Annotated in this window: 13 protein-coding genes; 7 read left to right on the top strand and 6 right to left on the bottom strand. The window is 51.0% G+C overall.

Annotated features, from left to right (window positions below; all coding sequences use genetic code 11):
• The first annotated feature begins 40 nt into the window (after nt 1–40).
• Nucleotides 41–1,741 (top strand): phospholipase D-like domain-containing protein, encoded by a 1,701-nt coding sequence (locus tag NDA01_RS14290; protein ID WP_431193403.1) that lies wholly within the window; start codon nt 41–43, stop codon nt 1,739–1,741.
• On the opposite strand, the gene NDA01_RS14295 is transcribed toward NDA01_RS14290, so the two are convergent.
• Nucleotides 1,731–2,408, bottom strand: coding sequence for an acetoacetate decarboxylase family protein (locus NDA01_RS14295; RefSeq protein WP_348228456.1), 678 nt, complete (start codon nt 2,406–2,408; stop codon nt 1,731–1,733). The genes NDA01_RS14290 and NDA01_RS14295 overlap by 11 nt on opposite strands.
• Before the next feature lie 117 nt (nt 2,409–2,525).
• Between NDA01_RS14295 and NDA01_RS14300 the strand changes: the two genes are divergently transcribed.
• The 5 genes from NDA01_RS14300 (at nt 2,526) to NDA01_RS14320 (ending at nt 8,184) form a co-directional block, all read left to right on the top strand.
• Nucleotides 2,526–3,725, top strand: coding sequence for an NAD(P)/FAD-dependent oxidoreductase (locus NDA01_RS14300; protein WP_348228457.1), 1,200 nt, complete (start codon nt 2,526–2,528; stop codon nt 3,723–3,725).
• Between the two features lie 201 nt (nt 3,726–3,926).
• On the top strand, nt 3,927–4,778 hold the full coding sequence (locus NDA01_RS14305; RefSeq protein WP_190431838.1) for a pentapeptide repeat-containing protein: 852 nt from the start codon (nt 3,927–3,929) through the stop codon (nt 4,776–4,778).
• A 68-nt stretch (nt 4,779–4,846) separates the two neighbouring features.
• Nucleotides 4,847–5,605 (top strand): HAD-IA family hydrolase, encoded by a 759-nt coding sequence (locus NDA01_RS14310; protein ID WP_348228458.1) that lies wholly within the window; start codon nt 4,847–4,849, stop codon nt 5,603–5,605.
• 53 nt (nt 5,606–5,658) lie between these two features.
• Nucleotides 5,659–6,825, top strand: a complete 1,167-nt coding sequence (locus tag NDA01_RS14315) for a DNA double-strand break repair nuclease NurA (protein WP_348228459.1) — start codon at nt 5,659–5,661, stop codon at nt 6,823–6,825.
• Nucleotides 6,826–7,002: 177 nt separating this feature from the next.
• Entirely contained in the window at nt 7,003–8,184 is a 1,182-nt protein-coding gene (locus NDA01_RS14320; RefSeq protein WP_348228460.1) for an RtcB family protein, read from the top strand.
• 51 nt (nt 8,185–8,235) lie between these two features.
• Here NDA01_RS14320 and NDA01_RS14325 read toward each other — a convergent pair whose 3' ends face one another.
• Complete coding sequence (locus NDA01_RS14325) at nt 8,236–9,165, bottom strand: DUF928 domain-containing protein (RefSeq protein ID WP_348228461.1); 930 nt, start codon at nt 9,163–9,165, stop codon at nt 8,236–8,238.
• 166 nt (nt 9,166–9,331) lie between these two features.
• Between NDA01_RS14325 and NDA01_RS14330 the strand changes: the two genes are divergently transcribed.
• Entirely contained in the window at nt 9,332–11,158 is a 1,827-nt protein-coding gene (locus tag NDA01_RS14330) for a ShlB/FhaC/HecB family hemolysin secretion/activation protein (protein WP_348228462.1), read from the top strand.
• Between the two features lie 10 nt (nt 11,159–11,168).
• Here the strand turns inward: NDA01_RS14330 and NDA01_RS14335 are convergent, their stop codons facing one another.
• The 4 genes from NDA01_RS14335 to NDA01_RS14350 form a co-directional block, all read right to left on the bottom strand.
• Nucleotides 11,169–15,170, bottom strand: coding sequence for a CHAT domain-containing protein (locus NDA01_RS14335; protein ID WP_348228463.1), 4,002 nt, complete (start codon nt 15,168–15,170; stop codon nt 11,169–11,171).
• A 282-nt stretch (nt 15,171–15,452) separates the two neighbouring features.
• Nucleotides 15,453–16,262, bottom strand: a complete 810-nt coding sequence (locus tag NDA01_RS14340) for a DUF928 domain-containing protein (RefSeq protein WP_348228464.1) — start codon at nt 16,260–16,262, stop codon at nt 15,453–15,455.
• An 83-nt stretch (nt 16,263–16,345) separates the two neighbouring features.
• A complete protein-coding gene (locus NDA01_RS14345) occupies nt 16,346–18,388 on the bottom strand; it encodes a CHASE2 domain-containing protein (protein WP_348228465.1) in 2,043 nt (680 codons plus the stop codon).
• A gap of 226 nt (nt 18,389–18,614) precedes the next feature.
• Complete coding sequence (locus NDA01_RS14350) at nt 18,615–21,233, bottom strand: chloride channel protein (RefSeq protein WP_348228466.1); 2,619 nt, start codon at nt 21,231–21,233, stop codon at nt 18,615–18,617.
• Nucleotides 21,234–21,339 lie beyond the last annotated feature (106 nt).

The following is a 21,339-nucleotide window of genomic DNA, read 5'->3' on the forward strand; positions in this document are numbered from 1 at the left end:
CTCTAGACATGCATCCCTCATTGCCGTTAGGAGCGTTATTTTGCTTTTTCCGGTTTCCCTTCGATCGCGTTTTTGCCTCAGTCTACTGCTGATTTTGAGCCTAACTGCTTGCCAACAAGTGCAATCTCAGCCACAGCAATCTGCACCTGCACCACTGCCCCAAGATCCGTTAGTTCAGGCTTACTTCAATCACGAACCTGCTACCAAATACACTGAGCCTTACCGCCAACAAACTCGCCCTGGCGATAATCTAGAGCAGCAAATTATTGACGCGATCGCCTCAGCGCAATCTACCGTAGATGTTGCTGTTCAAGAACTGCGGTTGCCCAAGATTGCTCAAGCCTTGATCGATCGCCAAAAAGCAGGCGTAAAAGTACGGGTAATTTTAGAAAACACCTATAGCCAACCTTGGAGCGCGATCACCGAGGCTGAATTAGAGAAGCTACCCGAACGAGAGCGCAGCCGCTATGAGGAATACCAGAAACTCGCAGACCTCGACCAGGACAGCAAACTTACCCCAGAGGAAATCAACCAAGGCGACACTTTAGTCATGCTGCGGCAAGCGCAGGTCCCTTGGATTGATGATACCGCCAACGGCTCTGCTGGCAGTGACTTGATGCACCATAAATTTGTCGTGGTGGATGGACAACGCCTAATCATCACTTCGGCCAATTTCACTACTAGTGATATTCATGGCGATTTCTCTCGCCCTGCCAGTCAAGGCAACGCTAACAACATGTTGCGGATTCCCAGCGCCGAATTAGCTAGCTTATTCACCCAAGAGTTCAACACTATGTGGGGCGATGGCCCTGGAGGCAAGTCCGATAGCAAGTTTGGCCTACAAAAACCCTATCGTTCTCCCCAAACAGTTGTGCTTGGCAGCACTTCAATTACAGTGCAGTTCTCGCCTACCAGTCCCTCCCGTCCCTGGAGTCAAAGTGGGAGCGGACTAATTGGCAAAACCTTGAGTACAGCTCAGCGATCGGTGAATTTGGCGTTGTTTGTATTTTCCGAGCAGCGTTTAGCGAATGTCTTAGAAACTAATCATGAACGAGGCGTACAGGTACAGGCTGTCATCGATCCTAGTTTTGCCTACCGTTCCTATAGCGAAGCCTTAGACATGCTGGGCGTTGAACTTAAAGACAAGTGCCGAACCGAACCCAACAACCATCCCTGGCAAAACCCTATTAGTACAGTGGGGGCACCACGCCTGCCACCTGGAGATTTATTGCACAACAAGTTTGGCGTTGTTGATCAAGCCACTGTGATTACGGGGTCTCATAACTGGACTGATGCTGCCAATACAGGCAATGACGAAACATTAGTCGTGGTTGAAAGCCCAATAGTTGCGGCTCACTACGAGCGAGAATTTGAGCGGCTATATAGCAATGCCATCTTGGGGGTGCCTCCAGCAGTACAACGCAAAATGGCTGCCCAAGCGAAACAGTGCCAGTCAAGTCAGACTCAGCCTAAGCCAACCTCAAAGCTCAAAAGCCAGCGATCGCCCGCTCCATCAACCCCTACAACCTCGCAGCCCCAGACCCCACCTAACTCAGTGGTGAACCTCAATACTGCTAGTCTGCAAGACCTGGAGACGTTGCCCGGTGTCGGTCCTGCGCTAGCCCAGCGCATTATTCAAGCTCGTCAGCAAAAACCCTTTACTTCGCTTACCGATCTCGATCGCGTGTCTGGTGTTGGCCCCAAACTCCTCGATCGCTTAGAGCCTTACGTCACTTGGTAAAGTTAGCCACCCGTTTTTGGGGCGCATCCACTCGCAACTCCATTTCTGCATGACTCACTGTGAGCCAAGGTTGCCCGAAATAAATCTGGGCCAGCGGGCTGTTTACAGGCACTTCCAAATGTCCTTTAACCACACCCAAACGTGTGTCTAAATGGGCTGCAAAAGAGAGTAAAGCTGAGTCCAACAGGCTAAAACTAGTAGCCGAAAAAGGTTGCCGCCAGAGAGAGAACGGTGGTTCATAACGTAATGAGCAAAGCAGGCGATCGCCTTGGCGCACCGTGACTTGCTGAGTTTGCCCCGCCTCCCAAGTAAACTCTGCTAGTTCTTTAGGCAATCCCCAAATTTCTCGCCCTCCTGCGACCGAATCTGGGTGATCGACATAGATATGAGTCACCCAACCGCCAATATTGCCAGCCTGACGGATCAGCGTCGCCACAATCAATTCGTTGTACTCCAAGACTGACCCCGCCTGATAAGCACTGAGATACACACTGGCGACTGCTTTGCCAGGCCACGGCTCCAGCACTTCCAAACCCGACGGCAGCAGCGATCGCACAGAAGCACTATCTACTAAATGTAATGTCTGCAAAGCGTGGCCTCGCAGTGTCCAAGGCGCAGAGGGATAAGGCACAGCGTTATTCTCCTGAGGTGAATAGGGGCAAACCAATCACACTGTAAAAACTCCCGTGGGCAAATCACTCTCTCTCGCGTCAGACTTACTTGAGAGGCTGGGCTTGCTATCCTGTAGACAGTTGCTCTGCTAGAATCGTCTGCGCTCCCAGCTATGACCCAACAACCAACCCGTATTTGTATTCTCGGTGGCGGCTTTGGGGGGCTTTACACCGCCCTCAAGCTCAGTCAGTTGCCTTGGACGAAGCTGGAGAAGCCTGAAATTGTTCTGGTAGACCAGCGCGATCGCTTCTTGTTTTCTCCCCTCCTCTACGAACTCGTGACAGGGGAACTACAAACCTGGGAAATTGCCCCCCCCTTTACCGAACTGCTCGCTAACACAGACATTCGCTTCTGCCAAAACGCGATCGCTGAGATCGATACACAAGCGCAGCGGGTGCAACTACAAGACGGCCCAACCCTTAGCTACGACTATCTAGTTGTAGCCTTAGGGGGTGAAACTCCGTTGGATCTAGTACCTGGTGCCGGTGAGTATGCCTTGCCATTTCGCGCCCTCGCAGATGCTTACACACTCGAAGAAAGATTACGCCTCTTAGAAGCCTCAGAAGCCGATAGGATTCGGATCGCGATCGTTGGCGCAGGCTATAGCGGTGTGGAATTGGCTTGCAAATTGGCTGATCGCTTAGGCGATCGCGGTCGGTTGCGCCTTGTAGAACAAGCTGACCAAATTCTCCGAACTTCGCCAGAGTTCAACCGAGAAGCTGCTCAGAAAGCTTTGGAAGAACGAGGCGTTTGGTTAGATTTAGATACCAAAGTCGAGTCATTGGGACCAGAAACAATTTCGCTGGAGTACAAAGGGCAAGTTGATACCCTTCCCGTCGAGTTGGTGTTGTGGACGGTCGGCACTCGCATTAATCCTGTGGTGCGCTCTCTACCTCTGAAGCAAAATCAGCGGGGCCAGCTTGTCACAACTCCGACGCTGCAAGTGGTTGATCATGCCAACATTTTTGCTCTGGGTGATTTAGCCGATTGCCGAGATGCCGAGGGCAAGCAAGTTCCTGCCACGGCTCAAGCTGCTTTTCAGCAAGCTGATTATACTAGTTGGAATCTTTGGGCCTCGATTACCGGACGACCGCTTCTACCCTTCCGGTACCAGCAGTTGGGCGAAGTGATGACCCTAGGAACTGACAACGCCACCTTCACCGGCATGGGCCTTAAACTAGAAGGAAGTTTCGCTCATCTAGCTCGTCGCTTAGCTTACCTCTACCGTTTACCCACCCTAGAGCACCAGTTGAAAGTGGGTATGAACTGGATCGCGAGTCCAATTTTGGAGTGGTTAACCCCATCCTCATAGGTAGTTCAACCCAAGGTGCCTGTTATTGCGAGATCGCACGGATAGCAAATTGTCCTAGAGCTTGGGAACATTAGGACTAGTATCAGGCGTGCTCCCTGGCCAATATCAGAATCAGGAATTGTTTCCCTGACCCACACAGGGTCTTTTGCTGAAGCGCCCCAGCTGAATTTAATGGCTAACGGTATCGAGAGGTAGACGAATATGAATGCTGCTGAGCTTCTGAGGCGTTATGCGGCAGGGGAACGGGATTTTAGCAAAACCGACCTGTGGGGTATTAATTTAAGCAAGGCCAGCCTTAGCGGCATTAACTTTAGCAAATCAGATTTGAGTGGGGCCAATCTGCAAGGGCTTAACCTGACCCAGTCAGATCTGAGCGGGGCGAATTTAGATGAGGTTGACTTAAGCGGTGCCAACCTGCAAGGAATTAATTTAAGTCGCGCTAACCTCAGTAGCGCTAATCTCCGCTGGGCCTTACTCAATCGAGCTAACCTGAGCGGCTGCAACCTGAGCAAGGCAATTTTGAGTAAAGCCAACTTAAATGGTGTCAATTTGAATGGGGCGAACCTCAATGAGGCGAATCTTTGGGGGGCCAACTTGTGTGAAGCACTCTTGCAGGAAATTGACCTCAGCGGTGCCAACCTCAGAGGTGCCTATCTTTGTGGTGCTACCGTCAGTGGTGATTTGAGTTGCGCTAACTTGAGTGGCGCTAACTTAAACGGAGCAGTGCTGTCGGGTGCTAACTTAGCAGATGCAATTTTAAGCGAAGCCATTTTGAGCAGTGCTAACCTGTGGGGAGCGAATTTGAGAGGAGCTAAGCTGCGGGGTGCAGACTTAGGCAGGGCTGATTTAGGACATGCGGATCTAACTGAGGTGAATCTCAGCAAAGCCGATCTTGCCATGGCCAAGCTGATTAAAACCAACTTGACGGGAGCAGTACTCAGTGGCGCTAACCTACGCGGCACAAACCTCAGTGAAACAGATTTGAGTACCGCTAACCTGATGGGTACGGATTTACGGGGCGCGATCATGCCCAACAACACCATTCATAGTTGATGAATGTAAAACCAATGCGTTAAGGTCTTCAGCAGCGTATTGGTTACTAACACCCTAATTTGTCTGTGATGGAGCGACCTAGAGTAATTTTTTTGGATGCCGTGGGGACTTTATTTGGCATCCAGGGGAGCGTTGGAACTATTTACAGCCAACTCGCCCGGCAATTTGGTGTGGAAGTATCTGAGGCTGATTTGAATCTCGCCTTTGGTCAGAGTTTTCGACGGAGTGAGCCAGCGGCTTTTCCGAATGCCGAGCCGAGTGAAATTCCAGTTCTAGAGTTTGAATGGTGGCAGGCGATCGCCCAAGAAACCTTTGCCCAAGCTGGCGTTCTGCAACAATTCTCAGATTTTGCCACCTTTTTTAAGGAACTTTATGCCTACTTTGAGACGCCTAGCCCGTGGTTTGTGTATCCAGAAGTGCCGCTGGTTCTAGAAGGATGGCGATCGCAAGAGATTGAGTTGGGGATACTGTCTAATTTTGACTCTCGGTTGTATTCTGTATTAGGCGCACTCGATCTAGCAAAATTTTTTACCTCAATTACCATCTCTACGGAGGTGGGTGCTGCTAAACCTAGCCCCGCTATTTTTGCGGCGGGTTTGGAAAAACATCACTGTAAAGCGATCGCCGCTTGGCATATTGGCGACAGCTATCAAGAAGACTATGAAGCAGCGCAAGCCGTTGGGCTGCAAGGCATTTGGCTAAACCGTACTGACAAGTCAGTTCCAATTCGTAGTTATCCCTCCCCTTCACCTGCCATGCTTACGCCTGTCCCCCAACCACGAGCGATTCGCAACCTAAGTGAATTAAGCGAATTGATCACTCGGTAACCCAACTTCCTACTCTTTCTGTGGCCTGTCTCTGATACTACTGACTGACAATCATGGCTCTCAAATCTGCTCAAGTCCTTGCCCTTCTGCAAGCCAAGCAAGCTGACTTCAAAACCTTCGACCAAACAGCCTTGCATGCCTTACAAAAGTATCGTGCTGCTCTAGCAGAGGCATCTCAGAAAACAGCAGTGGAACTTGAGCAGATGTTAGGTGCTGCTCGCGCAGTAGGAGCTAGACCACTCGAACCTGTAGGGAATTTCCTGAATTGGGTGATTCCCTCAAATTTAGTCTGGCAGAACCGCGAGCAAAGTTTGAGTTGGGTGCGCGATCGCTTGATTGGGATTGCCACCTTTGCTGTGGATGGTTCCCAAATTTTTCCCACTAAGGATTTTTCGATTCCAGTTGCTCTTGTGCAGATTGGTTGGTTCGAGAATTTACATCTGCCCAGCGGCACCTACGAGAAGGATGTAGCTCTGGATGTAATGACTCCGGCTGAACTCAAGGTGAACCATAGTGGAGAGCCTGTCGATCGCCGCGTGAATATGCGACGGTTTGAGATGGAGACGCAGCGACTGATCCAGTACATGCAGGAACACAAAAACTGCAATGACTGTTTAGTCTTTTTTGACGGTTCTCTAATTGCGACGTTCGCCGAAGCCTTCGACCCAGACACCCGCGCCTTCTATGTGGATTGCCTTCTGGAACTGCTGCAAACTAGCGAAGATTATCGAGTGCCGCTGGTCGCTTACATCGACACTTCCTACGCTCGCGACTTGACGGTGATGTTGCAGCAGGGCTTTAAGTTACCGGAAGCGAATGCAATTCACGATGCCCAGTTGCTCAGCAAGTTCATGAGTTGGGGCGATCGCACTCCCCTGTTTCTCTGTCAGCGATCGGGGATTTTGGGTCAATATCAAGCCCATGCTGACAAGATTGCTTTCACCTACCTCAAAACCACTCACGATGGCTATCCCGCTCGCTTAGAAATGCCCGTTTGGATGTACGAAGCAGGCATTGTCGATCGCGTTTTGGACTGGGTACGGGGTGAAGTCGTCATTGGCAACGGCTACCCTTATGTGATTGAAACTGCTGACCAAACCGCTGTACTACAAGCAGAAGATCGCCATACGTTTTACCGAATTTTCCAAGACTGGGCAGAAAAGGAAGAATTGAATCTGCGCTTATCTCGCAAGATGGTGAGTAAAGCCCGCCGTCGTTGAAACAGCGCGATCGCCGCTCATCTCTAGTCACCCATCTTTAGAGCGAGAAGATTCAGGATTTGCAAAGTGCCAGTCACTAACACTTGACATCTTGTATTACGCTTGTAGTATAAATAATACAGATACTCCGGCTTTGCTTTGGGAGTTAGCCCTATTTGCTTCAGGAGGCAAACGTTTATGCCTTACGAAAAATTAGAAATTTCTACCCCTAAGCCTGTTTTGTCTTGGGCTAACCATTCCTTAGGAGCCGATGAAACCAAAATGGCCAAGAACGTTGCGTCTTTGCCATTTGTGTTCAAGCATGTTGCTCTGATGCCTGATGTGCATTTGGGCAAAGGAGCCTTAGTGGGGTCTGTGGTTGCAACTAAAGAGGCGATTGTTCCAGCGGCAGTGGGCGTAGATGTCGGCTGTGGTATGTGTGCCATCAAAACTCCCTTTACTGCCAGCCAGCTAGAAGGCAAGCTGAAGCAAATTCGGCTAGACATTGAAGCTGCAATTCCGGTTGGCTTTCATGAAAACAAAGAAACTGATAAATCCGTGCTCAATTGGCAAGGCTGGCGTGAGTTCAAAGACTTGCATGCTGGGGTGCAACGCCTAGAAACCAAAGCCATGAAACAAATGGGTTCTCTTGGTGGCGGTAATCACTTTCTGGAAGTTTGTGTGGATGCTGAGGAGCAAGTATGGCTGATGCTACACTCTGGCTCTCGCAACATCGGCAACATGCTGGCCCAAAACCACATTGGTACTGCGAAAGAACTTGCCAAACTAGCAGACAATCGCTTGCCTGATCCTGATTTGGCCTACTTTGTCGCTGGTACACCTGAGTTTGCGGCTTATTGGCACGATTTGCAGTGGGCTCAAGGTTACGCCCGCTTCAACCGAGATGTAATGATGGCACGGTTCAAGCGAGTGGTGGAAAAGCATTTGGCTGGGGGCAAACCCACTAAGGCGCTGCTATCCGTGAATTGCCACCACAACTATGCCGAGAAAGAAGTGCACTTCGGCGAAGAAGTCTACGTCACTCGCAAGGGAGCCGTGCGCGCCCGGAGTGAGGACTACGGCATTATCCCAGGTTCTATGGGAGCCAAGTCCTTCATTGTCAAAGGCAAAGGCAATGCCGAAAGCTACTGCTCTTGCAGCCACGGTGCAGGACGAACCATGTCTCGCAATAAAGCTAAGTTGCAGTTTTCCTTGGATGACCTAATCCAGCAAACGGATGGCGTCGAGTGCCGCAAAGACGCAGGCGTGCTAGATGAAATTCCCGCCGCTTACAAATCTATCGAGCAAATCATGGCTAACCAGTCAGACTTGGTTGAAGTGGTAGCCACGCTGAAACAAGTGGTTTGCGTCAAAGGCTAAACTCAGATTACTAGGGAGCGATCGCCCTCTCTAACCCAATTAGGAGCGCGTTCATCCCTTATCCTTTACACAGATGAGTGGTCGATTAGCGATGGCCTCCAGTTCCACTGACTTCATTAGCTCGCTCCAACTAGCAGCTAAAGCAGCATCTCTGGGACGATCACAGCGTTGGTCTAGCAGGGTTTCAATTGTATTAAACCAAATGCCATTTTGGGCATAGACAGCAGGGCGATCGCGTGGGTCGGCCTGCTTTAATTGTTGGTTCACAGTTGAGCTAAGAGTCACACGCTGCACCCAGCCATTCACTGTTACATCTTGGGTGCGATCGCCCGGATTGCAAATGAGAGACACAGACCAACGATAGTCTTGACCCGACTTTAAGGGAGGCAGATTTACATCTGTTGGTAAGTTGAGGCTGGCAATTCCTGCTTCGCCCGTAATGCTAAAGGTGGTTTTGTATATCAGGTTGCGGTTCACTTGTTTGGCATCTACGTCATAAAGAGCAAACTCTACTAAAAACGCATTGCTTGCTGGCAGAGACCAGAAAAATTGGGGATAAGCTGCGGTCGTCAAGCCCAAGTTGGTAGCGGGTAGTAAAGCCACTAACGGGCCGGAATTCGCTGGCAAGCATTCTGTTGAACTTGGGCCTCTAGAACCTGCACCCTGCCGTCGGCCTGGTAGCCTAGGCGCGGGTAAAGTTCCACGCGTTCTAGGAGCTTCCAACCGGGGTGACACAAATGCTCTGGTCCCCGCTCCCACTCGCCGACCTGGTAGTTTGCGACCAGTGGCTCTAAATTGCAGTGCTGAGGCTGACTGGAAGCTGCTTTCCATCCAGCCAAACAAACCGATCATTAGGCCAGCAGCGATAAAAGTTTTGGAAATATTAACTTGAAGCATAGAAAAACTCTTGTGGATCGATTCAGCAGTAGCATCCCGCAGGCTTAAAGCCACACCGAGAGACACGGCAAAACTGCCACTCATTGATGACGAGGGTTGCCCCAATTGTAAGTCTCTCGCTCAAGATTCAAGATTAAACGCAGCTGACATACAATCTTTTCGCTGGCCTTAATGATACTGATCAATAAAATTTGGACCGTAGAATAGAGGGCAGCAAATTGTGCGGCAGCAGCAACGATTGGGGTAGAGTGTGAGAAAAATTTTTTGGCAGTTTTTTGAGCAGGGACAAGCGATCGCCTCTAAAACCCAGATTTTAGGGCTGTTAGTCTCGGCCTTGGCAGTACCGATTCAGCTCAACCCCAATTCAGCTTGGGCTAGTGTCACTACACTCCCTGTTGATCCAGGGCTGAATCATCAAGTTGCTCAAGCTGTGCCTACGCCGCCTAGTAATCCGCAGCCTGACCCAAATCAGGACCGCTTCCTGCAACCCCAACCAACCCTGCCAGCTCCTGCTCCTACGGAAGAAGAACAGCCAATCCTACCCACGCCTACCCCAGAAACGCCTCCCGCCCAGCCTGATGTCACCATTCCAGTTAAAGAGATTGAAGTGATTGGCAGTACGATTTTCGGGCCACGGGAACTGGACTCGATCGTGCAGCCTTACGAAGGGCGCTCTTTAACGCTGGAGGAACTGCGGACAGTAGCGGATGCCATTACGCAGCTTTATCTCAACCGAGGCTACATCACCTCTCGTGCCATCCTGGTCGATCAAACAATTACAGATGGCGTCGTTAGGATTCGTGTGATTGAAGGTAGCTTGGAGCGGATTGAAGTCGAAGGCAATCGCCGAGTTAATACAGGTTACATTCGCGATCGCATTCAGTTGGGAGCCAAAACGCCGCTGAAGAAAGACGATTTAGAAGACCAATTGCGCCTGCTCAAAACTGATCCTCTGTTTAAAAATGTAGAAGCGAGTTTACGGGCGGGTGAACAGCTCGGCCAAAGCATTTTGACCGTTCGGGTTACGGAAGCAAACCCGTTTGATTTTTACCTCAGCGCCGACAACTATTCCCCACCGAGTGTGGGGTCTGAGCGTCTAGGCGTGAGTGCCGTGCATCGCAACTTAACTGGACTCGGCGATCAACTCGCGGGGGCTTACTATGTGTCTACCACGGGGGGTGCTGAGTTGTATGACTTCAGTTACCGAGTCCCGATTAATGCCATGAACGGCACAATTCAGTTGCGGGCTGCTCCCAATGACTACAAGATTACCGATCCAGAGTTTTCGGAACTGGGCATTCGCGGCAGCTCGGAGTTGTACGAGATTAGCTATCGTCAACCTTTAGTGCGATCGCCCCGCGAAGAATTGGCCCTCTCTTTGGGCTTTACCTTTCAAGACGGGCAAACTTTTCTGTTCAACGACATTCCTAATCCGTTTGTGATCGGGACTGGCCCTAATGGTGTTAGCCGTACCAGTGTGATCAAGTTTGGTCAAGATTACGTCAAACGTGATCCAACGGGTGCTTGGGCCTTGCGATCGCAGTTTAATGTGGGGGTAGATGTGTTTGACGCCACCACCAATCCCGATCCGATTCCTGATGGGCGGTTCTTTAGCTGGTTAGGTCAGGCTCAGCGGGTTCAAGCTCTCGGCACGGATAATTTGCTGATTGCTCAACTAGATTTGCAACTCACACCCGATAGTCTCTTGCCCTCACAACAGTTTGTAATTGGCGGCGGGCAGTCGGTGCGAGGGTTCCGCCAGAATGCCCGCTCTGGAGATAACGGGGTGCGCTTCTCCCTCGAAGATCGGATTGCTTTGCAACGGAATGAAGCAGGATTGCCGATTCTCCAGCTAGCACCTTTCTTTGACTTAGGAGCGGTGTGGAACGATTCCAGAAATCCCAACGAAATCAACGATGAGCGATTTCTAGCGGGCGCAGGGGTAGGACTATTGTGGCGACCTGTCGCAGGTCTGAACATTCGCCTAGATTATGCCTTTCCCCTAGTAGACTTGAGCGATCGCGGCCAGAACGCCCAAGATGAAGCGTTTTACTTCAGTGTGGTGATTCGTCCCTAACTGATCCGCTTCACCAAGGGTTGCCGACCATCGTGAAGGCAGCCCAATAGTAAGGATGGGAGAGTTCGCGATCGCCCAGACCTGCACTTTCGGGTGGTAGCACCAAGCTATTCACACCGCTCAATCCTCTAAGCTGGTCGTCTTCTAGGTAGATTTGGCCTTTAGCCATTGCCACCTGAGCTTGCCGTAGAGCTTCTGCCTTAATGGGTGCAGTTCGCAAAGCTTGATAAAACTCGGTCATTAACCCCGTGGTCGCGGCATCACTGACATACCAGAGGCTAGCTAGCGAAGTTTTCACACCCGCCTGCACAGCCAATCCAGCAAAGCCCAGTTCTGCTTCTGCATCACCCAAAGCAGTTTGGCAAGCACTCAGTACCAACATTTCCACCTGTGGCGCATTAAAACCTAGTTGCCGCATTTGATCCAGCCGCAGCTTGTCATTCCACAACTGAATGTAGGAATTGCTGGGAGCCCCCGAGTTAAAGCTCGCATGGGTCGCCAGATGCACAATGCCAAAAGGTTGCTGTTCGCTCACTTTGAGATTATTGAGCGTGGCTTGGGTGTTAAGGAGCAACCTTCCCGGCCACAATTTCAGCACCAGCGTCGTTAGCTCAACTGGTACCGCAGGTAATGGAGATTGATCTTGGGTACTTTCCGACACTCCCATCGCTAAAACTTGGGAATCTCGGATGTTGGTATAACGAGTATCCATTAAGCTCAAGCTCGGCATTAAACCCACACTATATTGCTCCACCAGGAACTGTTGACCGTCATGCAATGCGGCCACTGGCAGCGATCGCAGCCCTGTATCCATCAGAAACACCAAATTATTAATGCCTCTCGCTTTCAGCTCTGTTTCAAGAGGTGCCATAATCCAGCGATACAGTTGCTGAGCAGGCTCTAGGTAGTTGGTGTTATCCGTTTGTCGTGGATCACCCACCGCACCCCGAAAGGCATTAGCAACTGCCAGAACTTGCGATCGCGTAGCGGTGGGAATGCGGTGCCGAATTGGGTTACCTTGAGCCGTAATGACTAGTAATTCCAGTTGATCTCCGTCTTGCGCTTCATTTCCCAGTTGCTCGCTCTGTCCTAGTTGTGCGGGCACAAAGCTGACATAGATAAAAGCAGGTTTTGCCCCCGTCGCCCGTTCAATTTCACGCGCTAATTCTTGTTGTTCGTTAACAGTGCGCAAGGTAATGACTGACCAGCCAAAATATTCCTGAAACTGCCGAGTAAAGCCAGCTTCTGGGGTGTTGATCAAAATACTTCCCGCAGCCACCTGATTCGTTGGAACACCAGCAGTAGGCTGACATTGCAAAGCGCAAGTTGGGTCTTCGGGCGTTGGTTCCGGTTCTGGCTCTGGATCTGGGATTGGCTCTGGATCTGGGATTGGCTCCGGTGGGGGCGGCAATGGTGCTTGAATATCAATTGAGATCGCAGCTAGGGGTGAAGAGGAGACGCGATCGCTACTTCTAACCCTCAGTGCATCCAATGAGCCGCTAGAACCAGCGGGAGGAGTATAAACCAAAGTTTCCCCAGGTACCAAGAGATCCCCAGGGTTCAAAACTGTTTCACCTCTTTGCAGCGTCCCAACCAAAACTGAATCAAGCAAAACGGTTGTATTGTCGCTGGTCCCGTCGCTGTTCACGTCTTCCATGGTTGGATTGAAAATGAACTCAAAAGGCTGATCTTGTTGCGCTCCCGACAGCATTGGAGCAACTGCGATCGTTGGTGCAGTGTTAATAGAAATGATTTGAATCTCACTAGGGGTTCCACTAGCGACCCCATCTCCAGGTAGCACAGGCAAGCTAGTACCGAGCGGAATTTCTGTAATGGCTCCAGCACTGATCGCTCCAGCGGTACCGTTGAGTCCTGGATCGCCCACCACAAAGGGCACATTATCTGGCCCACCATTGTGCTGAATTGTAATCAAACCAGCACCCGTACTACCTTGGCTATTAATCGTATCTCCTGTACTCGCTAAGGTGCCAATTCCTTGCACGACTCCTTTCGCTAATACCTGCACCTCTCCCCCTTGACCCAGATTGCTATCAAAGGCATCTGTGATCCCTTGTGTATCAATGTTGGTAAAGCTGACATTGCTGTCAGGGTTTAGGGTTTGGAGGGTTACTTGCCCTCCCGTTGCGATCGCCGATCCATCGACCTCCGTTGCACTCGCCGAGGCATTGATGGCATTTGTGTTAATACCAGTTGCAGCACTGATGTTGACATCTCCTGCTGTACCAACAAAACCTCCTCCACCCAACTTCTGCACGAAAGTATTAATCAGCTCGGTGGTCACACTACCAGCCGTCGAAGTGATTTGCACATCACCCCCATTGCCTACCTGTGTCGAGTTAAGTGAGTAGGTGTCGATATTACCCGTCGTAATATCTCCTGGAGCACTTAGAACTACAGGCCCACTATCCTGGAAAAAGGTTGCAATAGGCGGACTAAAGGTTGCAATGTTACCAACCGTAATCGTTGCTGGAGATGAAGCAGCAGTCAGGGCAAAGGGAGGGGGTGTAGCAGAGGTTGTTTCTTTCAGAGTTGTGACGCCAGCCCGCAGAATTAAGGCTAAAGAGGATGCTAGCAAAGCTTGGTCTGCATTGGCAGGGGCCAAACCAAAGGTAAAGTCGGGTGACGTAATGGTGATATTACCTGCTGTAATACTGCCAGTTGCCTCAATCTTGAGCGCAGCTCCTGTATAGTCCCCTAAAACCACATCACCATCAGCACTAATAATGGGGTCGTATAAGCTGATAAAGTTTCCTGGGGTATTGTCTAAAGTCAAGATCGAGAACTGGCCCTGACTAGCAAAGCGAGCATCTGCTGAAATTACACCGTTACTGGCTAAAGTCAAATCTTGACCACTTTGGAACGGTGCGCCTGGATGCTGCAAGACCAAAATATCAATCCCTTGATTGCCACGAATCAATAGGTTGCCACCCGCTTGAGCCAAAAACGGTGTAGTCGCACTATCCCGCCCCCGGACTGTATTTTGGGCTAGTAGGTGCAAGTCTGCCGTAGTTCGTAGTTCGCTTTCTACGAGGGTGAGATTGTTCGTAGCAGATAAGGACGTTGCTTGGGCTGTGACACCACCTTGAACCACGACATCTCCTAGCTCGACTCCCAGTCCTGAGCCTATTAGCGCCACTTGACCTTGCTCGTTCACGCTGACTCCAGTCGCGCTACTCCATTCGCCTCCGGTTAGGAGGTCTGGTAGCGAAATCGTAGTTGGTAAGTTTGGGGTCGTTGGTTGAGTGTCGCTAGAAGCGGAGGTGCTAGGCGTGAGAGGCTGGATTTCTAAGCTTAGAGGACTCCCTGTCTGGCTGAGCCGTACTAAGTTCTGACCGGGTACAGTAGCGATCGCAATCTGCCCATTTGGAGCTGCTAGTTGCCCCATACTGAGCACCGTTCCACCAAGAAGTGTGAGATTGCTGCCTGAAGTCACTGCTAAGTTGCCAGCATTGGCGATCGCTCCTGGCTGGCTCTGCGTAAAGGCAAACGTGTTAGGGCTACTGTTGAGCGCAGCATAGTCGTTAGTCCCAACTGCATTCAACCAATCGTTACCGAAACCAATGCCACTGGCTGTAGTTGCGGTAAAAGAGGCAGGCAAATTTAAGCTAGCATTCGGGCCAAAAATAATGCCAGAGGGATTGAGCAGAAACAGGTTAGAGTTGCCTCCACTGACCTGCAACACTCCATTAATTGCTGAAGCATCACCGCCATTAATCCGAGCCAGAATATTTTGAAGATTGGGACTAGACAGAAAGTTCGCAATCTGATTGGCATCCAGGTTGAACTGGGTAAAGCTATGGAAGAGATTGCTGCGATCGCCAGATAGCTGTCCACCCGTAATATTCAACTGATTGCCGTTCTGTATTACCTGGGTATTGGTGCCATCGGTCGCAGGCAACAATTGGGCTGGAACCGCATCAGGGAGCAGCAAATTTAGCAAAAGAGCAGCTAGCAGCGGCCAATGACCGCTTTTTAGAGCTGACTGAAGCATCAGCGTCCTACCAATTTGTAATAAAGAACAAGTCGAAGAGATAAATCTAAAATTCAGCGCCATCAAGTCACGATGAATACTGCCCAGGTGTCGCTGAGATCCCCTGATTGTTTTGGTTGTAGCGGATAACTTACACAGAACTAAATTATCGCGCTTCTATGTATTGATAGTTAAGTTTGTATCAAAAATAATAAAGAAGCTGATCGAGGCGCTGGGTATCTACGCACCAACAATATCTACAACCAGCTTCATACCTAAGTGGGGGATTGGGCAACTAGAATCCTAGCGCGTGCCGCTGGGAGAGTTAGAAGTTCGGGAACGAGGAGTGGGACTGGTAGAACGAGAATCGGTTGCTGGAGAATTGTTTTGAGAGCAACACTGCACCAAAGGAGCCTTGGCGACAGTGTCTAACCCCACCGACTTCAACAAAGTTTCCCAATCTGTCGTCAAGGCGCGATCGCGAGGGTTAGCACGGCGTAACTCGCTCAGGCTCTTGAGCGTATCGTTCCAGATGCCCTCTTTGGCATAAATGGCAGGGCGATCGCGTGGAGCAGCTTTGGTTAGTTGATTTCCTAGATCGCGGCTGAGGCCAACCCGTTGCACCCATCCTTGGACAAAATCAACGGCTGAAGGATCAGACGGATTGCAGATTAAAGAAAACGTCCAAGAGTAATTCTTGTTCACTTCTAGCGGCGGTAAGGTCGCATTTGCGGGCAGGGTGACGTTGATGACTCCTGGCGACCCAGTAATCGCAAAAGTTGTCTTGTAGATCTCCTGTTTCTTCTCATTGTTCAACACAAATTCAGCCGTGCGAGCTGGTGTGGGCGGAATGAACCAGAAGAAAGTGGGATATTTCTCAGCAGTTAGCCCCAGATTAGTATCGGGGATCAAGGCGACTAAAGGCTGCTTCGGATTCGTGCAAGGCCCACGAGTACCCGCACCGACCCGACGACCTGGCAGACGACGCTTGACAGTAGTAGATGGCTGCTGGCTCTGGGCCAGAGTGAGGGTGGGCCAGCTGCAAACAAATAACCCTAGAGAGAAAGCTAGGCAATTTTTTAGCAAAGTTGTCCGAGATTGTTTTTGACGCATACTGATCACCCGTAGGTCGCATAACTTAAGATTCACCAGCAAAGATACGGCATCCGCAAGTTCGTCTGCCCTAATCCGCTACCTCAATGAGAATCTACCGTTTTGGTTTCTATGTCTACTTTGGCGACAAAGGGTTCCTGAGGCATCTCAATAGTGGCCAAGGTAGGGCTGTTCAAAGCAGGGGCGATCGCCTCAGCATCTGGAGTCTGCCAACCAATGACTCGATAGACATCGACCATTTGTTGTTTACCTTTGAGAGCCAGTGGTCCCCAAGCTTCAACCGCAAATTGCTGATTCAAATGTTCTAAAGTTTCCTGGGCAATCAAGACACGGCAAAAATCCACATGGCGATCTTTTTCACAGCTTTCTAAGCGGGATGCAATATTGACACTATCGCCAATCACGCCGTACTCTAGACGGTTCTTGCCACCTAAGCTGCCGACGACCACCGGACCTGTAAAGATGCCTGCTCGCATCTGCACAACGGGTAAACCGCGCGCTTGCCAACCCGGATTTAGTTCTCGTAGGCGATCGCCAAAAGCCAAAGCACAAGCCACTGCTTGCTTGGCATCTTCCGCAATTTCGACTGCGCTAGTACGCGGTACCGGAACGCCAAAGACTGCCATCAGCCCATCCCCAGTGAACTTATTAATAATGCCGTGGTGGGTTTGCACCTCCTGGGTCATCACAGATAGATATTCGTTCAACCAGTTCAACAAAGCCTCAGGAGACATCTGCTCAGAGACGGTGCTGAAGTCTTTGATATCAGTGAACAATACGGTCGCGGTCAGCCGTTGTCCAGGGAGTTTGCCCGACTTAAGCAGGCGATCGCGGCTACTCCACAACGCTGCGGCAATCTCTGGGGAAGTGTTCTGGCCGAGCAAGGTCATCACTGTTTTCTGTTGGCGTTGGGCTTGCTGCGCGCGGTAACTGACTACCAGGCCCACCGTCATGACAGCTGCGATCGCTGGGGTCATCACAGGCACCCAGCCTTGGTGGAGGAAGATGCCAAAGGTGCTGCCAGCCAGCACGCCCAGCAGCAGAATGCCGCTCAGAGCTAAAGTAAACGGTTGGCGCATAATCCAAGCAACCGCACCGCCGATTACCGACCAACTGGCAATCCACAAAATCTCTGCCCACTCTGGCCAAAACCAAAACAGCGGGCGATCGCCGGAGACAGCATCCAAAATCTGGCTTACCATTTGCGCGTGAATTAGTACCCCTGGCATGTTGGGATTATTTACCCAAGCCGCTGAACTATAAGGCGTGAAAAATTCGTCTTTAAGGCTAGGCGCGGTGGTGCCAATTAGAACAATCTTGTCTTTAATTAAGGCGGGATCAACTTGCTGGTCGAGGATCTGCGTCAACGTTACCTGTGGTGATACATCACGAGCAGCACGATAATTCAACAGAATTTGATACGCATCTGCATCCACATTTTGATAACCGCCTGCATTCGTTTGCAAAGGTGTGAATATAGCTTGGCCCCAGCGAACCTCGCCATAGTCTTTCCAACCTGCTTGGGGCCACTGTTTTTGGGATGCCAAGTAATGCTGAGCCACCCGGAGGGAAAAGGAGTATAGCTCTGTGGTTTCTGTATTGCCAAACATGAAGTTGCGGCGAATGACGCCATCAGCATCAGTCACTACATCGTTGAAGCCCACGCGATCGCTCGGTACCACCATCGGAGGCGGCGTACCGCCACTCTCTGTATCACCAATATTGGTGATCGCAATCAGATTGGGCGCTTTAAACTGCTGAGTCAGCAATTTCCAACCAGGTTCTTGCGGAAAATTGCGGTACAGATCTAAGCCAATGACTCGGGGTTTGGCTTTTTGCAAATTCGCTAAAGCCTGCGCCAGCACTTGATCGGAGATCGGCCATCTCTGCTGCTTCTTTAAGTCTGTTTCGGTAATGGCAACCACTAGAAATCGATGATCAGGGGTAGCTTGGGGACGAAGCTGTACCATGCGATCGAACGCCACGAGTTCTAGAGATTGCAACCCTCTCATAGGGCGCACACTCAGCACTAATCCAGTCACGACAAGACTGGCGATCGCCACGACTGGCACACCCGTTAAATCTGACCACTCAATCCGAAGCGCAGGAGGAAATTTGAGGATCACAGAAGTTCTCAGCTAGTTAATCAAGTCAACTCATTGGTATTGATACACTACAAGCTACAACCTGCACCCATCCCCGAGCTGCTGACTCTGATAGTTTAGTAAACCCAGAGTCCGCTGAAACAACCATGCCCCAATGGCTTAATCGGCAAAAGACTTCATCTACTTAAGTAAGTCAATTTTTTAACCATGCCGCTTCACCTATGAGCATGAGCCTGCTGGGCTAAATTTAGGCGATCGCACGGCGCACCAGGATCACGGTGCATTGACTATTGCGGGCGATCGCTTCGGGAATGTTACCTTTAATTGCTTGTTGCAGCATCCCTTCCCGACTAGCTCCTAAGGCAATGACATCGCAGCGTTCTTTCTGGGCCAACTTCACCACCGCCTCGGACACCGAAGCGCCCCAAACCGGGGTCACGATAACGGGAGTCGCCAGGCGACGATCCAGCGATCGCGCCGCTTGGTCGAGGATGGCGGTATTTGGTTCTTGCTGGTTTGGCTCAAACACCTGACAAAGTTTGACCAGCGGTGTTTCTCCAAGAGACGTAAGAGCGGGTAGCAGTTGCACCGCATATTGAGCATTCGGTCCACCCGCGATCGGCACGAGCCAGCGATTAAAAGTTTCGGTGCCACGCAGTCTGGCTAGGACGACATCGCAAGAGGCTTGGCGGATTACGGTATCGACAGCTCCCCCAAACACTCTCCCCGGAGTCGCAGTTGTGCCTTTCCAGCCCATTAAGATTAGGTCAATATGACGGTCTTTAATAGTTTCCAGAATTGCTTGCGATACATCATGGGCCACACGAATTTGCGTATGGACTGGAATCTGCCAAGCTCGGCCCAAGTTTTCTGCCTGCCGTAACAATCGCCGACTCTTAGCAGTGCTGACAGCAGTTTCTGCCGGAGAATTACTGCGTGGAATGAGTACTACTTGCAGGCATTCAATTTCTAAGTTGCGATCGCGGGCAATGGCAGTAGCCAGGCGAATCAAAGAAGCTGCGGTTTGAGGATTGCTCAAGGGTAACAATAAGCGACCCCGACCCAAAGCGGGCGATCGCGTTTGGTACACCACATAGGACGCTTCCGGTTGCGGCCCCAACTGCTCCGTCTTACCACTCAGTTGATCCGATTGTGCCCGAATGATATCGGCTCGCGTAATAATGCCCACCAGCTTGCGGCCTTCCGTCACAGGCAAACGGCTGATTTTGTAGCTGTTGAGCAAGTACAGCACATGAGACAGCGGATCTTTCGGGTTGACGGTAACAGGCTGCGGCGTCATTAAGGCGCGGAGCGGCATGGTCTCAGATAGTTGCTGCTGAGCAATATTGCCCAAATCTGTTTGAGTGACGATGCCCACTAACTTTCCTTGATCCACCACTGGGAAGCCCCGATGATGCGATCGCGAAAATGCTTGCACCACTTCTTCTAAAATCATCTGACTCGACAGCGTTTCCACCCGTCTTTGCATAATGTCGGCTGCCGTCAAACCAGATAAACGGCCTTCGATGGGGGCTTCTTGCTCCAAATAAATGCCATTCCAAGCTAAGAGCCGCTTGTAAATCGAGCCACTGGCGATCGCTTCTGCCACCAAGTAAGCCACCACCGACCCCATCATCAGCGGCAGCACCAAATTGAAATCGGTGGTCATCTCAAACACAATCACGATCGCGGTAATGGGGCCGCGAGTCACGGCACTAAAGAAAGCGCCCATTCCCGTCAACGCATAGGTGGTCGGAGAACCAATCGCGATCGCCAAATCAGGTGGGACTCCTAACGCCGTCTGTAGAGCTTCGGCACCAAGGCTCACCAAATACCCCAAGGCTGAGCCAAGAATTAGCGATGGCGCAAATAAGCCACCGGGTGCTCCGGAACCGTAAGCCACCAAAGTCAGCAAGAATTTGGTTACAAACGCCAGGGCCGTGATTTGCCACCCTGCTCCCCCTGTCACCAGAAACTCTTGCAGCCCAGTGTTGTCGCGCAGAGAAGCGGGCAAAAAAGCTAGAACCAGACCCGACAGCAGCCCAGCCAAACCAATTCGCAGCGGCAACCCACCTGTACGCAGCAACTTCCGGTTTAGGTCTAAACTGACAAAAATTCCTTTACAGAATAATGCGCCCAATAACCCTGCTAAGACCCCCAACAGTAGAAACAGAGGAATTTCTGCCAGAGAAAATTTGGCATTCGAGGTCGTCAGGATCATATTCAACCCATGCCCCCCCAGTAAGCGAGACACCACCCCACCCACAAAAGAAGCCAGAATTGCTGTGCCCAGCGTCAGGTTAGATACATCTTGCAGTAGTTCCTCCACGACAAAGATCACCCCCGCGATCGGGGCGTTAAACCCAGCCGCCAAACCTGCTGCCGCTCCTGCCGCTAGTAACTGGCGTTGGTAGTCGGGAGAGGTAGGCACCCAACGACTACACTGCGCGGCCAAAGCTGCTCCCACTTGCACCGTCGGCCCCTGCCGCCCCAGGGTTAATCCAGACCCCAGTGACAACATAGTGGTCACCAGCTTGACCAATGCCACCCGTAAATTTAGGGCGATCGGCACGTAAGCCAAAGCCGCTTTGACTTGGGGAATGCCACTTCCAGAAGCTTCTGGGGCTAAGCGCTGAATCAACCAGCCTGTTAAGCCACCGCCAATCAAACCAATCGTTGGTAAGACTAGCCAAGCTGGAAATGTATGTCCCGCTGTAATGCGCCAGCCACCCAACCACCCAGACCCCTGCTTGAGCAAAACCGCTGCTAAGGCAGAGACCAACCCAATCGCACAAGCTTCAAAGATAGCCAGACGCTTAGGCCGCAAAAATTGACGGAGATGCTGGGGAAGGGAAAGATACCACATCAGGCCGACGGCTCAATAGGAAGACTTGAACTCGGATAAACATCACGCTGGAGCGATGTCAGGTTTGCCTAGTACGCAATAGGTAAACAGCAAATTAAGCCTGAAT

The sequence above is a fragment of the Trichocoleus desertorum AS-A10 genome, assembly GCF_039962155.1.
Classification (GTDB): domain Bacteria; phylum Cyanobacteriota; class Cyanobacteriia; order FACHB-46; family FACHB-46; genus Trichocoleus.

What these genes read in the sequence shown, in the direction of transcription:
- NDA01_RS14340 (WP_348228464.1), bottom strand. Translation starts at nt 16,262, where the DNA reads ATGCGTCAAAAACAATCTCGGACAACTTTGCTAAAAAATTGCCTAGCT.
- NDA01_RS14325 (WP_348228461.1), bottom strand. Translation starts at nt 9,165, where the DNA reads ATGAGTGGCAGTTTTGCCGTGTCTCTCGGTGTGGCTTTAAGCCTGCGG.
- NDA01_RS14320 (WP_348228460.1), top strand. Translation starts at nt 7,003, where the DNA reads ATGCCTTACGAAAAATTAGAAATTTCTACCCCTAAGCCTGTTTTGTCT.
- NDA01_RS14350 (WP_348228466.1), bottom strand. Translation starts at nt 21,233, where the DNA reads ATGTGGTATCTTTCCCTTCCCCAGCATCTCCGTCAATTTTTGCGGCCT.
- NDA01_RS14305 (WP_190431838.1), top strand. Translation starts at nt 3,927, where the DNA reads ATGAATGCTGCTGAGCTTCTGAGGCGTTATGCGGCAGGGGAACGGGAT.
- NDA01_RS14300 (WP_348228457.1), top strand. Translation starts at nt 2,526, where the DNA reads ATGACCCAACAACCAACCCGTATTTGTATTCTCGGTGGCGGCTTTGGG.
- NDA01_RS14315 (WP_348228459.1), top strand. Translation starts at nt 5,659, where the DNA reads ATGGCTCTCAAATCTGCTCAAGTCCTTGCCCTTCTGCAAGCCAAGCAA.
- NDA01_RS14335 (WP_348228463.1), bottom strand. Translation starts at nt 15,170, where the DNA reads ATGCTTCAGTCAGCTCTAAAAAGCGGTCATTGGCCGCTGCTAGCTGCT.
- NDA01_RS14310 (WP_348228458.1), top strand. Translation starts at nt 4,847, where the DNA reads ATGGAGCGACCTAGAGTAATTTTTTTGGATGCCGTGGGGACTTTATTT.